Genomic DNA, 14,539 nt, shown 5'->3' on the forward strand with positions numbered 1-14,539 from the left:
GTTTGCTATATTAATCTGATGAATACTAAGCTTCCTGTTCTACGGCCAGGGGTTGCGGTTTGCCGCTGATCTTCTCCTGAACAAACTGGAAGATCACGAACAATACCGGGATCACGAATACACCCAGCACAACACCCGTGAGCATTCCTCCAGCCGCACCTGTACTGATAGACCTGTTACCAAGGGCTGAGGAGCCTGTAGCCCGCATCAGTGGTATCAGACCTGCAATAAAGGCGAAGGAGGTCATCAGGATCGGGCGTAAACGCAGCCTGGACGCTTCCAGTGCTGCTGCCAGCAATCCCATTCCGGCCCTTCTCCGCTGCACGGCGTATTCTACGATCAGGATCGCATTCTTCGCCAGCAGACCGATGAGCATGATCAAACCTACCTGTACGTAAATATTATTGTCGATGCCAAACATGTTGATGAAAGAGAACACACCGAAGATGCCCAACGGTACGCTCAGGATCACTGAGAATGGCAGGATGTAACTTTCATATTGTGCAGCCAGCAGGAAGTATACGAACACAAGGCACAACAGGAAAATGATACCTGCCTGTCCGCCTGCGGCGATCTCTTCTTTGGTCATACCCACCCACTCGTAAGAATATCCACGGGGTAAATAGTTAGCTGCTACTTCCTCTACCGCCTTGATGGCATCACCGGTACTGTAACCTGGTTTTGCCTGGCCGTTGATGGTTACGGCGTTGAAGAGGTTGTTGCGGCTCACTGTTTCAGGGCCGTACACTCTTTCCAGTTTAACAAGGCCGTTGATCGGCACCATTTCACCTGCGTTGTTCTTCACAAACACACCATTCAGGGAAGCAGGTTCTGCACGGTCTGCAGCATCTGCCTGTACGATCACACGGTAGTATTTACCGAAGCGGTTGAAATCTGAAGTATAAGAGCTACCGTAGTACACCTGCATGGTATTGAGGATCTCACTTACGGGAACGCCTAGTTGTTTACTCTTACGTTCATCCACTACTATTTCATACTGCGGGTTACCGGTGTTAAAAGTAGTGAAGGCGAAAGCGATCTCCGGGCGTTTCATCAGCTCGCCGATGAAGCCATAGGCAGTGCCGCCTAATTTATCCAGGCTGCCGCCGGTACGGTCCTGCAGGATCACTTCAAAACCATCCATGTTACTGAAACCCGGTACGGTTGGCATGTTGAAGAGGAAGATCCCGGCTTCAGGGATGCCGGCTACTTTCTGCTGCATCAGGCCCATTACATCCTTCAGGTCTTTTACCGCCCCTCTGTCCTTATGCGGTTTCATTTTCACGAAACCTACTGCGGAAGAAGAACTGCTGGAGTTGGTGAGGAAGTTGAAACCTGCCACGCTCAGGTAAGTGTGCGTAGCTTCGAGTGACTTCATTTCTTTCTCCAGTTTCTCGATCACTTTCCTGGTACGTTCCAGGGAAGAACCCGGAGGCATGTTCACTGCGTATACAATGAAGCCCTGGTCTTCCGTGGGAATGAAACCGGAAGGTGTTTTACGCACCATCAGTACGGTTACCACACCTATGATCACCAATCCTAAAACAGTGATCCATTTGTGACGTACGAGGAAGCGGAGGCTGTGTACATATTTATTGGTAAGGCTGTCGAAGCCTGTATTGAAAGCAGTAAAGAAACGTTTACCAAAACCTTTGGCTACCACGTGGTCGCCGGGGCCGGTATGGTTATTCTTCAGTAATAATGCGCACAAAGCAGGGCTGAGCGTGAGGGCGTTCAATGCAGAGATCAGGATGGCGATAGCCAGCGTGAAGGCGAACTGCCTGTAGAACACACCCGCAGGCCCCTGCATGAAACCTACCGGGATGAACACCGCGGCCATTACAATGGTAATGGAAACGATGGCACCGGAGATCTCTTTCATGGAACTAACGGTGGCCTCCTTGGGCGACATATGTATCGCAGCCATCTTGGTATGGACGGCCTCCACCACCACAATGGCATCATCCACCACAATACCAATGGCCAGTACCAGTGCGAACAGGGTGAGCAGGTTGATACTAAAGCCAAATAACTGCATGAAGAAGAAGGTACCTATGATCGCTACCGGCACTGCGATGGCCGGGATCAGTGTGGAGCGGAAATCCTGCAGGAAGATGAACACCACGATGAACACGAGGATGAATGCCTCTATCAGGGTAGTCTTTACCTGGCTGATAGATTCATCCAGGTATTCCTTGGTGCTGTAGATAACAGATTGCGTAACACCGGTAGGGAAAGCCGCTTCTGCCTTCTTCATCAGTGCCAGGATGGACTCCTGGATCTCGTTTGCATTGGAACCGGCTGTTTGGAACACAGCGATACCAATACCTGCTTTGCTGTCCACTTTTGTATCTGCAGCATAACTGAAGGAACCAAATTCAACACGGGCCACGTCTTTCAGGCGTAATACAGAACCATCCGCATTTGCTTTGAGGATGATGTCTTCATATTGTTCGCCTTTATTGAGCTTCCCTTTGTATTTGATCACATATTCAAATGCTTCTTCCTTGCTTTCACCACCGAAACGGCCGGGTGCTGCTTCCACGTTCTGCTCACGGATAGCGGCCAACACTTCCTGAGTGCTCAGGCCATATGCTGTGAGGCGTTCAGGTTTGAGCCAGATACGCATGGAATAATCCTTTGCACCGAACACCATGGCCTGACCAACGCCGGGTACCCGTTGAATTTCGGGGATGATATTGATCTTGGCATAGTTCTGCAGGAATGTTTCGTCGTATGCTTTGTTCTCACCGGTGAGGTTCACCACCATGATCATACTGTTCTGTTGTTTCTGCGTGGTGATACCGGCAGCAATAACTTCAACAGGCAGCAGTGCGGTAGCTTTTGCTACGCGGTTCTGTACGTTCACAGCTGCCAGATCGGGGTCTGTACCAAGTTTAAAATAAACGGTGAGTGTCATGGAACCGTCGTTGTTGGAGTTGGAGCTCATGTAGGTCATGTTCTCCACACCGTTTACGGCTTCTTCTATGGGAGTAGCAACAGAACGTGCCACCACCTCAGCGTTGGCACCAGGGTACGAAGCCGTCACCTGAACGCTGGGAGGTGCAATGTCCGGGAACTGCGTCACTGGCAATGATACCAGCGAGAGCAAGCCCAGCAGCACCAGTATGATGGATACAACCGTTGCTAATACGGGTCTTTCTATAAATCTTCTTAACATGAATCAGGTTTTGAAAAGTAAACGAATCCTCTTCCCGCCTATAAAACATAAGCAGGTTTCCGTTCTTAATGATTTGATCAGAGTGGTTTCGCTTTCAGTAAACTATCGATCGTAATAGGTTGCGGTGCTATTACGGCGCCATCACGGAGGCGGTCCAGGCCGGTGTATACAATACGTTCGCCTGCTTTCACTCCTTCTTCCACAAACAGGTATCCACCACTTTTACCGGAGATAGTGATCAGTTTGCTGACTACTTTATTACTGTCGCCTACTGCAAACACAAACACTTTATCCTGCAATTCGAAAGTAGCTTCGGCAGGTACTACCAGGGCATTGCTATGCTGCCTGGGGATGCGTACTTTACCGGTTGAGCCGGAACGAAGTACACCTCCTGCATTCGGGAAGGTAGCGCGGAAGCTGATAGCACCCATGGTTTTATCAAACTGTCCTTCTACGGTTTCTATCTTACCTTTCGATTCGTAAATACTGTTGTCTGCCAATACCAGTTCCACCTGCGGAAGTTGTTTGATCTTTTCCTGGATGGTGGCGCCGGGTACCTCCTCTTTAAATTGCAGGAAGTCTATTTCACTCATGGAGAAATAAGCGTACAGGTCTTTAACATCGCTTAACACGGTTAAAGGCTGCAACTCTCCTCTTCCTACGAGGCTACCTGCTTTAAAGGGTATACGGCCTACATAACCGCTCACGGGTGCAGTGATCACGGTAAAGCCAACATTGATATTAGCATTACCTACCTGGGCTTGTGCCTGTGCTACTGCAGCTTTAGCTCCTGCTAAGGTAGCCTGTGCTGTTTTCAGCTGCACATCACTCACTACGTTGTTCTGTACAAGGGGTGTGAGCTTTTCAACTTCCAGCGCTGCTTTTTCCTGGTTAGCCTTGGCGGCTTGCAGGGCTGCGCTGTTATTGCTCAACTGTTCCTGGTAAGGACGGTCGTTGATCTTAAATAAAGGCTGGCCTTGTTTTACATAAGCGCCTTCATCTACGTAGATCTTTTCCAGGTAACCATCTACCTGCGCCCGGATCTCTACATTCACCTTGCCTTCCAGCGCGGCGGTGTATTCACGGAAAGTAGTGGCTGGCATGGATTGCAGGGTAATTACAGGCAATGGCTGCGCCTGCGGAGGCGTTTCTGCATTACCGGTAGAAGAGCTGCATCCATATAATAGAATAGCAAAGGCGATACTTGCTAATGCGCCTGCTATCAGCTTTCTGTTGAAAGAAAATAATAACGATTTCATACTACGGTTTTTATAGATCATAAACACAGATTGCGCAACCATGTTCCCCTGCGCTGGGAATTAGTTAATTGAATTATACAGGGCATGACAGTCCCTCCGTAATCAGAACATGGAGTAGAAAAAAAGGAAGACTACACTAAATACTGCCTGGGCTTGCAGTATATCCATAATCGTTCGAGGTGTACTTTTTGTTACTGCTGTCGTAAAAAAAAGTCCTCTTCCGACTATAGTTAGGTTACATGATTTTCATGATTCGTTCAAACTTGATGCGTTGCAATTGACAATGCAAATTTAGAATAATAGGCGACACTTTACATGTTGCATATCGCGGGATTAGTTGTACTTTTCACGGATAGTCTTTTGGAAGAGCGCCGGCGTCTGCCCCGTATGCTTTTTAAAGAAACGGTTAAAATACGCGTCGTCGTCGAAATTCAATTCTCCCGCAATCTGCTTTACAGAGTGCTGTTGCCAGAACAGTAGCCGTTTTGCTTCCATAATGCGTTTAGCATCGATGATCTGCTTGGCACTCCTGCCTATGGTAGTTTTTACTGTATCGTTCAAATGTCCGGGGGTTACGTGGAGCATCTCCGCATAGTCCGTAACCTGTACTTTTTCACGGAAGTGCTGATCTACCAGGATCTTAAACTGGATACCCAGGCCACTGAAACTGGTTTCGGTACGGTAGAGGTCCATATTACTTTCCGGCCTGGCAATACGCCCGCAGGCAATGATAAAAGCACTGAGCACATTCCTGATGATAGCCTCCTTCCTGGGTTTATCATTCCTGAACTCTGCCAGGAGGATACGGGCAAAGGAAAGCACTTCCTGCAGCTGGCCTTCTTCCAGGCGCAGTACATTATCCTTGAACACACATTGCCAGCAGCTGAGCACACCTAAAGTTTCCGTGATCAGGAAATCGCGTGTAAAATACAACCCTATCACTTCTGCATCCGAACTCAGGTCATACTGGCGGATCTGTTCCGGGTCCATCATGATCACGGCCGGCGCATCTATAATATGTTTCTCGAAGTCGATATATAATGTAACAGAGCCTTTGAGCAGGATATCTATGGTATATCCGTCATGCCGGTGTGGCACTTCAAATCCTTCCCATTTGATATCCTTCAGGTTGGCCCGGTGGATCATGAACTGAGAGCCTTCTATAGCAAGACTGTTATCCTGCAGGGTGATCAAGGGTATCTGATTATATTTAGCCAGCTGCATGGTTTTGTGTTTATTCAGGTTATTCAACTTTCTGGCGTTCCTGTACTAATACAAGGTCGCTCATTTTAACATTGATCGGGATATTCCCGATCTGTACGATTGCACTCTTATTCCTTAGTTCTGTTACTTTTCCTACCTGGTTATTCGTCCGGATCTTCACCCGGTCCCCTACTTTGATCTCTCCCGCCAGTTCTACGAATTTATCCTGTACCTTTTTCTGTAATTTCTCGTTGATGGACTTTTCTTTTTTACGGAAAAGAAGCGCCTCTGCCTGTTTGATCACTTTCGCCTTATCATCTGTGCGCTTCCATTCAAATACGATCTGCTTCAGTTTGCGTTCCATGTCTTTCAGGTAGATGATCTCTTCTTCCCTGATCTTGTTCTGCAGCTTCAGCAGGGTGTATTGCTGCTGCACGCGTTCTTTGTCAGACAGTATTTCGTATTCTTTCTTAAGTCTTTCGTTCTCTTTGAGTAGTTTTTGCAGTTCTTTTTCTTTGCTTTCTACTTTCTGCAGGTCCTGTTCTGCTTTATTCAGTAATTTATCTAAGCGGAAGTGTCCGTCGTCTACTAATTTGCGGGCCCTGTTGATGAGGGCGGGATCCATGCCTATGCGCTGGGCGATGGAGAATGTATAAGAGCTGCCGGGTTTTCCGATAAGCAGTTTATACATGGGGAGCAGGTTCTCTTCATCAAATCCCATGGCGGCATTCACAATTCCTTTCACTTTACCGGCCATGATCTTCAGGTTGAGGTAGTGGGTGGTAACGATGCCAAAGGCATGTTTCCTTGCCAGCTCTTCCATGATCACTTCTGCAAATGCTCCGCCCAGGTTAGGATCGGAGCCGCTGCCCAATTCATCAATGAAGAACAATGTTTTACCATTGGCGTTCTCCATGAAGTATTTCATATTCTTCAGGTGTGAACTATAGGTGCTCAGTTCAAATTCCAGGCTCTGGGTGTCCCCGATGTGGATCATCAGGTTCCGGAAGATGCCCAGCTGGCTGCTGGGGTGAACCGGTACTAATAATCCTGCCTGCAGCATCAGCTGAATGAGCCCTACAGTTTTGAGCGTCACCGTTTTCCCTCCTGCGTTAGGGCCGCTGATCACCAGGATGTGGTTATCCTTGTTCAGCGTCATGTTCACGGGGATGGTGGGCTTTCCCTGTTTGCGGTTATACAATAGCAGCAAGGGATGATAGGCCTCTACCAGGTGCACCTGCGCGTGTGGCACGAGCATGGGGTAGTTTCCGTTGATATCCAGTGCCAGGCGGGCTTTTGCACGTATAAAATCATAGATCCCAAGGATGGTATGATATTGCTGCAATAAGCCCTGGTGTCTGGCCATTTCTGCCGTGAGGTTCTTGAGGATGGCATAGACTTCTCTCTGTTCATCCCTTTCCAGGGAAAAGACCTCATTGTTCAGCTGAATGGTTTCTTCCGGTTCCAGGAAAGCCGTGCGGCGGGTATCTGATTCCCCGTGCAGGATCCCTTTCACCATTCGTTTCTGTTCTGCAAAGATGGCCACTACCCTGCGTCCGTTGAGGAAACTCTCTTCGATATCAGCCAGGTAGCCCTGTTTCTGCAGTTTGCCCAGGATCCTGTCGAACACCCTCCGGAGCTCTGTTCTTTTACGGAACAGGTTTGTCCGGATCTTTGCCAGCTCAGGTGTTGCATTGTCGCGCACCTGCCCGGTTTCATCCAGCACTTCATCTATCTGCGAAACGATCTTCTTTTCGTAATGGGTTTCTTTGATCAGGCTGTACAGCCCCCAATATGTCACTCTCCTGTCTGTATCAAAGAAACGGACGATACTGTTCATACTTTCCGCCAGTTTGCGGAGTTGCATGAATTGCTCCCCGGCAAGCACGGCCCCCTGGATTTCCAGCAGGCGTAATTCCTGCTTCAGGTTGAGGACGTGATCGTTGGGGAAGTGCTGTTGGATCAGCACCAATTGCTTATACTCATGCGCCTGTTGAAGCGCAGTCTTTACGTAGTCGATATGTGTATGCAGGCGCAGTTCTTCGGCCATTTGCTTGCCCAGCTCCGTTTTACAATGCTCCTGCAACAAAACCTTTACCTTGTCAAATTCCAACTGCACCGGCGCCGATTCTGGAAAATATTTCACCTTCTGTTTTTTTAATATACGGCTGCCGGCCCATGCAGCCTATCCTTTTTTTCGTTCCGCAAAGTTGGCCTATCCACTGGAATTGATGAAAAATGATTGATCAACAGCCAGTCACGAATGACAAATGCGGTTCATCATTCATGCGTTCTCCAAAAGAATGTTAAAGTTACTTAACTTGTTGATCCAAACCGCCATGGATATCGTAATTTGATGTACAGTTAAAGTTTATGAAACAGCTAAAAAGATACCTTTTGTTCGTGGCAATGCTGGGTTCCAGCCTCGCATCCTGCGCTCAGCAACAAACAAAAACCGAAAAAGAACCAGGAGATATGACCATTGATAAAGACACAAAAACCGCAACGGCCATTTTTGGAAATGGCTGTTTCTGGTGTACGGAGGCAATATTCCAGCAGTTAGAGGGGGTATTAAAGGTGGAATCCGGGTATTCCGGCGGCGCCAACCCCAACCCCACCTACGATGAAGTATGTACGGGCCTTACGGGGCATGCGGAAGCGGCCAGGATCACTTACGATCCTTCAAAGATCAGTTATGCCACCCTGCTGGAAGCATTCTGGGGAAGCCATGATCCTACTACGCTGAACCGCCAGGGGAATGATGTGGGTACGCAGTACCGCTCGGTGATCTTCTATGAGAATGAAGAACAGCATAAAGAGGCTGAATTTTACAAAAAGAAGCTGCAGGAGTCCGGCGCTTTTAAGGACCCTATTGTAACGGAGATCACGCCCTTTAAGGCGTTTTACGTGGCAGAGAACTATCACCAGAACTATTACAACCAGAACGGTTCAGCGCCATATTGTACGTATGTGATCAAACCTAAGCTGGAAAAGTTCAAGAAAGCGTTTAAGGATAAGTTGAAACACTAGTTAACTAAATATAATATTGGAAAGAAGAGGGGTCTTAAGGCGCCTCTTTTTTTATGATACCATATTGGCCATATGGACTGAAGCTATGAGAGAGCTATGAAAGAGCTTTGAAAGAACTTTGCAAAGCCTATGTGAAGCAGGGGTAAAATAATATTATAGTAGTTTTCCTTTTTAGAAGTAACTGCGGTCAAAATGTTTGTCTGGCCAGGTAAATACCGTATCAAAAGCATATCAAAAGCGTATCAAGAGCATATCAAAAGCGTATCAAAAGCGTAGTTACCCCCACCCACTGTCAGAAAGACAGTACCTTTTACTAAAAATGGCGGGAAATCTTACAGCAAATCCAGCTTTTTACTCCCCCTGTACAACCAGGATAATAGAAAATACGCGATAGCGGTAATGATGAGTACATAGCCGATAAAACCGACCGTTAAAACTGTTTCAATGCGAACCCAGTTTTGGAGCTCTGCAAAATATGCGAGCACTGCGAGCAGCACTCCTGTTAATCCACCAATAATGGTTACCGTTTTCATGAGGTGTTATTTGGGTTAAATAGTTTTAGCTACCCATATAACGTACCAAAAAGTAAAAGGTTTACAGGCTGTTTTAAAGAATTTTGAAATACCATAGCTTTGCCATCTATATTCGATGCACGCTAATTTTGCTCTAGTTGAAGAACTACTCTGATGTTCAATTGCTGAAGATGCTCCGGGAGGACAGTGAACAAGCATTCCGGGAAATCTATGACCGGTACTGGAAAGTATTGTATGAAACCGCCTTCCGCAAAACTACAGCTGATGATGCCTGTGACCTGGTGCAAGATATTTTCCTCTATTTGTGGAAAAACAGGCACACTATTTTCCTCGAAGTACAACTCAACACCTACTTACAGGCAGCATTACGCCACAAGATCATAGACCTTTACCGCCTCCGTTCCGTACGCGAGCGTTATTATGCACAGATCTTCCCCTCAGGCGCACTTTCCGGCAATGAATATGAGCTGAAAGAGCTCAACCAGGTGATCCGTTCCGCTATCAACCGTATGCCTTCCCGCATGCGGGAGATATTCCTCCTTAACCGGGACGGGGACCTGCCTTCCGCCGCCATTGCTGAAAAGCTTTCCCTCTCCGACCAGACCATCCGTAACCAGATCTCTACGGCCATTCAAAGGATCCGCCTGGCTGTGGACCACTACCAGCGCAGTAAATAATTTTTTTTCCGGAACTCTGGTACAATCCCCTTCATAGCACGACTATGAGGATGACCATTCTATTCACCTTAAAAATCCACGTCATTGAACCAGGAAAGGATCGATCAACTTTTAACGTTATACGGCCGGAACGAATGTACCACGGAAGAACTGGCAGAGCTGCACACATGGTATCAGCAGCTGGAAACCAACCAGGCACCGCCTTTTATGGATGATAAAGCAGCAGCACAACTACAGGCAAGGCTCTGGGAACAGCTTAATACAGCGAGGCAACCAACCCGTGTATTCCGCCTGCCCATATGGGCAAGAGTGGCAGCCGTTGCCCTCCTGCTGGCAGGTGCAGCATTCTGGCTGTTGCAGACCAATTCATCCAAAACTAATACTCCCCTTGCTGTGGCGCCTGCGCCCAAAAAGATCAGCATACCTTACGGCGCTACAAAGAAGATCCAATTGCCGGATGGTACGGAGGTATGGCTGAATGCCGGCAGCGAACTGCTATACGCCGCAGATTTCAACACCAGCCACCGTACCGTACAGCTCAGCGGGGAAGCCTTTTTTGATGTAAAGAAAGATGCAGAACGGCCTTTTATCATTAATACCGGCAAAATGAACATCCGTGTGCTGGGTACTGCTTTCAATGTAAAGGCTTACCCGGAAGATAAAACTTCGGAAGCCTCCCTGATCCGCGGTGCGATTGAAGTAAGCATGCATGGTGATCCGGAAAAGAAATTCATCCTCCGCCCGAACGAAAAGATCGTATTTCCGAACAGGCCTTTACCCGGCAGCACCGAGCTGGTGGAATTACAGCGGGAAGGGTATGCCCTCTCCAATGTATCCATCAATCCGGTGGATAACAGTGTGATCGAAACAGCCTGGACCAATAACCGCCTGGCCTTTATGAATGAACGTTTCGGGGATATTGCGCAGCAGCTGGAAAGGAAGTTTGAAGTGAAATTACATTTTGAAGACAGTACTGCCGCCGGCTTACGTTTTACTGCTACTTTCGAAGATGAGGATATCCGTGAAACGCTGGAAGCACTGCAGTATTCATTGCCTTTTAATTTCAGGATCGAGAAAAAAGATATTTACATCACCCGTTAAAAAACTGCCTATGTAGTATGTAAAGCTATCCTAAATAAAACAGGGAAATGTTTGCGGCACTTCCCTGTAAGAATTTAGAAAACAAGACAGGTACTTCAGTTGGGACCGTAGACCTGTCATCATTTTATTGACCTAAATCCACTTAAAAGTATGAAAAAAATCAGACTTCCGGGCGTCTTATTGCCATCACCGGTTGCCGTTTTAAAATTGCTGCTCTTTATGAAATTGATCTTTACAATTGTTCTCATAACGTGCATGCAGGTATCAGCCAAAGTTTATTCACAGAAGACCAAACTAACATTCCGCGCAGAAAAGGTACAACTGGCCAAAATCCTGAGATTAATTGAGAAACAGACTAACTATCGCTTTGTTTACAGTAATGAGGTCCTTCCCGCTGAAAAAAAGATCACAGTCCACGCTTTAGAAACGCCATTCGACGAGGTGATGAAAACTTTGCTGGATGATACCGGCCTGAACTTTAAATTACTTGCCAATAACCTGGTGGTGATTGCACCAGGGCGTACGGTCATAGAAGATATCACCATCAAAGGAAAGGTATCTGACGCTACCGGTGTGCCATTGCCAGGCGTGAGCGTAAGAATAGAGAACACTACCAAAGGCACCTCCACCAATGCCGGCGGCCAGTTTGAACTGCAGGCACCCGGCACTGCCAATCTTGTATTCAGTTACCTGGGGTATTTAACGCAGGTAATACCTGTAAATAACCAGGCGACGCTTAACGTGATATTGAAAGAAGATACCAAAGGCCTGAATGAAGTAGTGGTGGTAGGTTATGGCAGCCAGAAAAGAGTGAACATGACGGGCGCTGTGGCTACCATCAGCCCCGCACAGATCACAGAACGGCCGGTAACCTCTATCCAGAATGCTTTACAGGGCCTCACTCCGGGTTTAACCGTACTCAACCGCCCCGGCGATGTAGGCAGTGACGTAGGCACACTTACCGTACGGGGAAGAACAAACCTTGGCGCCCCCGGTCCATTGATCATCATAGACGGTATACCCGCATCCAACCGGGAACTGGCCTCGCTGAACCCTAACGATGTGGAAAGCATGAGCGTGCTGAAAGATGCCGCCTCTGCTGCTATCTACGGCGCCAGGGCAGCGAATGGCGTAGTACTGATCACTACCAAAAAAGGGGTGGAAGGAAAAATGTCTATCGACCTGAATGCCAATTACGGCTGGCAATCCCCTACCCGCCTGCCGGATTACCTGGGCTCCGGAGATTTTGCCCGGCTCTATAACGAAGCCATGAAGAATGCCGGCAAACAACCCCGTTATACCGCAGAAGAGATCACCAAATTTGATAACGGTACTGATAGAGACCTTTACCCGAATACGGACTGGTATAAAGAAGCGCTGCGTAAAAACCCCGCCTACAAAGACATTCAGCTGGGTGTTAGCGGCAGCAGCAAACTCACCCAGTATTACCTGAGTACCGGGTATTTTGGCCAGGAATCGCTGGTACAGAACAAAGGACTGAACAGGTATACGATCAGGTTAAACACCAATTCACAGGTATTGCCTATCCTGAACATCGGCACCAATATGTCCTTCCTCAAACAGGACCTGGATACCAAAGGCGGGGAAATGAACTGGGTAAGCCTTAACCGCCTTGGGCCCACTATGGCTGCCCGCCAGTCAGACGGTTCCTGGGGAACGGTCAATGGCGGTAAGGTAGATGCTACGCTTGCCAAAGATAATGTACTCCGCAACATGGCAGAAGGCGGACGCAGCTGGACGCGTAACCAGGTAATACAAACTGCGCTCAATGCCACACTTACTCCCTTACCCGGCTTAACCATTAAAGGACTGGGTTCTCTCAAATACAACAACGAACTCAATAATAGTTTTACGAACGAACTGCCCGCACTGATCAATTTCATCACCAAACAACCGATCGCTTCTACTGCAGTAACGCCAAATGAAATGACAGAATACTGGGGCCGCCGGCAGGAAATACTGCTGCAGGCTTATGCTGAATATGATAAACATTTCGGCAAACACGGCGCAAAGATCATGGTGGGCGCTTCGCAGGAAAGCAATGAATACCGCAATGCTTTCATTGGCCGCAAACGCTTCCCCAACAATGCTGCCACCACCGTAGGACTGGGTGCCGGAGGTTCCGAAAACATCAGTTCTGATGCAACTGGCTCCGCTAACCGCTCCACTGCAGAAGAATGGGCCATTCGTTCTTACTTCGGCCGGGTGAACTATAATTATAACGACAAGTACCTGCTGGAAGCAAATCTCCGTATGGACCTTTCCTCCCGCTTCCACCCGGATCACCGTCTTTCTCAATTCCCTTCCGTATCCGCAGGCTGGCGGGTTTCAGAAGAGCCTTTCCTGAAAGGGAATGTATCCTGGCTGAACAACCTGAAACTACGTGGCTCATGGGGTATCCTGGGCAACCAGGATAATGTGGCCATCGGCAACTATTACGACCGGCTCAATACCGGTTATGCCTACAATTTTGAAGGCGCCCCGGTAGATGGCGTATGGCAAAGCATCGGTACCAATAAACTGGCCAGCTGGGAAAAGGTGAACATGACGGACATAGGTATGGACCTTACGCTGTTCAATGGTTTACTAGATATAACAGCGGATTATTATGTAAAGAAAACCAACGGCATCCTCCTGCCACAAAGCGTACCCAGCACTTATGCACTGGATGCAGCTACGGTAAATGCAGGTTCTACGAGGAATACCGGTATTGAACTAATGCTTTCCCATAATAACCAGATAGGTAAGGACTTTCAGTACCGCGTAAGCGTGAACGTTTCGCACATCCGTAACAAGATCGTGTTCCTGGGTGATGGTGTACACGAGAGATTGTCTGACAGGTGGATAGAACGTGTAGGCGAATCCGTTGGCTCCTTCTATGGATGGGAAGCAGAGGGTTTGTTCAAAGATCAGAAAGATGTGGACGATCATGCCACACAATCTGCTTCCACCAAACCGGGCGACATCAAATACAAAGATCAGAATGGGGACAAGGTGATTGATGCGAACGACCGTGTGATCATTGGGAATGATGTACCCTGGATCAATTATGGTGGTGCAATAGGTGCTTCCTATAAAGGATTTGACTTTGAAGTACTGATCTACGGTGCTGCCAAAGTAAAAACCTACCTGGATGGTGAAGCTGCGTTCTCTTTCTTCAATGGTGCCAGTGTAAAGGATTATCACCTGAAACGCTGGACAACCGAAAACCCTGATCCAAATGCAGCTTATCCACGCATCCTGATCAGTGCGGATGGTAAGCATAACTACGATAACCGTTCTTCTTTCTGGTTGTTCGATGCATCTTACCTGCGTGTGCGTTCACTCAGCTTCGGTTACACCATTCCGCACCGCATCACCAAAAGAGCGGCGATGCAACAGGCCAAAGTATTTGTGAGCGCCAACAATCCTTTCACTTTTATGATGGATAAAAGGCTGACTGACTATGACCCTGAGATCGGCTCCGGAAGAGGCGGCTACCCGGGTATTAAAACGTGGGCCGTTGGTTTGAATGTAAGATTCTAATACAGAACA

The 14,539-nt window shown here is 47.9% G+C and carries 9 protein-coding genes; 4 read left to right on the forward strand and 5 right to left on the reverse strand.

Features of this window, described 5'->3' with window-relative positions; genetic code table 11:
• Window positions 1-25: 25 nt before the first annotated feature.
• From BUR42_RS11110 to BUR42_RS11125, 4 genes are all read right to left on the reverse strand, one after another.
• A complete protein-coding gene (locus BUR42_RS11110; RefSeq protein WP_074239291.1) occupies window positions 26-3,181 on the reverse strand; it encodes an efflux RND transporter permease subunit in 3,156 nt (1,051 codons plus the stop codon).
• Between the two features lie 77 nt (window positions 3,182-3,258).
• Window positions 3,259-4,440: an efflux RND transporter periplasmic adaptor subunit gene (locus tag BUR42_RS11115; protein WP_074240545.1), complete on the reverse strand. Its 1,182-nt coding sequence runs from the start codon at window positions 4,438-4,440 to the stop codon at window positions 3,259-3,261.
• Between the two features lie 333 nt (window positions 4,441-4,773).
• The gene (locus tag BUR42_RS11120; protein ID WP_143197415.1) at window positions 4,774-5,664 is read right to left on the reverse strand and encodes a helix-turn-helix domain-containing protein; all 891 of its coding nucleotides are present in this window, start codon (window positions 5,662-5,664) and stop codon (window positions 4,774-4,776) included.
• A 19-nt stretch (window positions 5,665-5,683) separates the two neighbouring features.
• Window positions 5,684-7,789: an endonuclease MutS2 gene (locus BUR42_RS11125; RefSeq protein ID WP_074239293.1), complete on the reverse strand. Its 2,106-nt coding sequence runs from the start codon at window positions 7,787-7,789 to the stop codon at window positions 5,684-5,686.
• Between the two features lie 227 nt (window positions 7,790-8,016).
• On the opposite strand from BUR42_RS11125, the gene msrA reads away from it, so the two are divergent.
• Window positions 8,017-8,673, forward strand: a complete 657-nt coding sequence (gene msrA, locus BUR42_RS11130) for a peptide-methionine (S)-S-oxide reductase MsrA (protein WP_074239294.1) — start codon at window positions 8,017-8,019, stop codon at window positions 8,671-8,673.
• A 332-nt stretch (window positions 8,674-9,005) separates the two neighbouring features.
• Here msrA and BUR42_RS11135 read toward each other — a convergent pair whose 3' ends face one another.
• The gene (locus tag BUR42_RS11135; protein WP_074239295.1) at window positions 9,006-9,206 is read right to left on the reverse strand and encodes a hypothetical protein; all 201 of its coding nucleotides are present in this window, start codon (window positions 9,204-9,206) and stop codon (window positions 9,006-9,008) included.
• 137 nt (window positions 9,207-9,343) lie between these two features.
• Between BUR42_RS11135 and BUR42_RS11140 the strand changes: the two genes are divergently transcribed.
• From BUR42_RS11140 to BUR42_RS11150, 3 genes are all read left to right on the forward strand, one after another.
• Complete coding sequence (locus tag BUR42_RS11140; RefSeq protein ID WP_074239296.1) at window positions 9,344-9,883, forward strand: RNA polymerase sigma factor; 540 nt, start codon at window positions 9,344-9,346, stop codon at window positions 9,881-9,883.
• A gap of 84 nt (window positions 9,884-9,967) precedes the next feature.
• Window positions 9,968-10,984 (forward strand): FecR family protein, encoded by a 1,017-nt coding sequence (locus BUR42_RS11145; protein WP_074239297.1) that lies wholly within the window; start codon window positions 9,968-9,970, stop codon window positions 10,982-10,984.
• A gap of 219 nt (window positions 10,985-11,203) precedes the next feature.
• A complete protein-coding gene (locus tag BUR42_RS11150; protein WP_159442249.1) occupies window positions 11,204-14,530 on the forward strand; it encodes a TonB-dependent receptor in 3,327 nt (1,108 codons plus the stop codon).
• Window positions 14,531-14,539 lie beyond the last annotated feature (9 nt).

Origin of the sequence: Chitinophaga niabensis, from assembly GCF_900129465.1 — a bacterium.
In the GTDB taxonomy this organism is placed as follows: domain Bacteria; phylum Bacteroidota; class Bacteroidia; order Chitinophagales; family Chitinophagaceae; genus Chitinophaga; species Chitinophaga niabensis.

What these genes read in the sequence shown, in the direction of transcription:
- BUR42_RS11110 (WP_074239291.1), bottom strand. Translation starts at nt 3,181, where the DNA reads ATGTTAAGAAGATTTATAGAAAGACCCGTATTAGCAACGGTTGTATCC.
- BUR42_RS11115 (WP_074240545.1), bottom strand. Translation starts at nt 4,440, where the DNA reads ATGAAATCGTTATTATTTTCTTTCAACAGAAAGCTGATAGCAGGCGCA.
- BUR42_RS11120 (WP_143197415.1), bottom strand. Translation starts at nt 5,664, where the DNA reads ATGCAGCTGGCTAAATATAATCAGATACCCTTGATCACCCTGCAGGAT.
- msrA (WP_074239294.1), top strand. Translation starts at nt 8,017, where the DNA reads ATGAAACAGCTAAAAAGATACCTTTTGTTCGTGGCAATGCTGGGTTCC.
- BUR42_RS11135 (WP_074239295.1), bottom strand. Translation starts at nt 9,206, where the DNA reads ATGAAAACGGTAACCATTATTGGTGGATTAACAGGAGTGCTGCTCGCA.
- BUR42_RS11150 (WP_159442249.1), top strand. Translation starts at nt 11,204, where the DNA reads ATGAAATTGATCTTTACAATTGTTCTCATAACGTGCATGCAGGTATCA.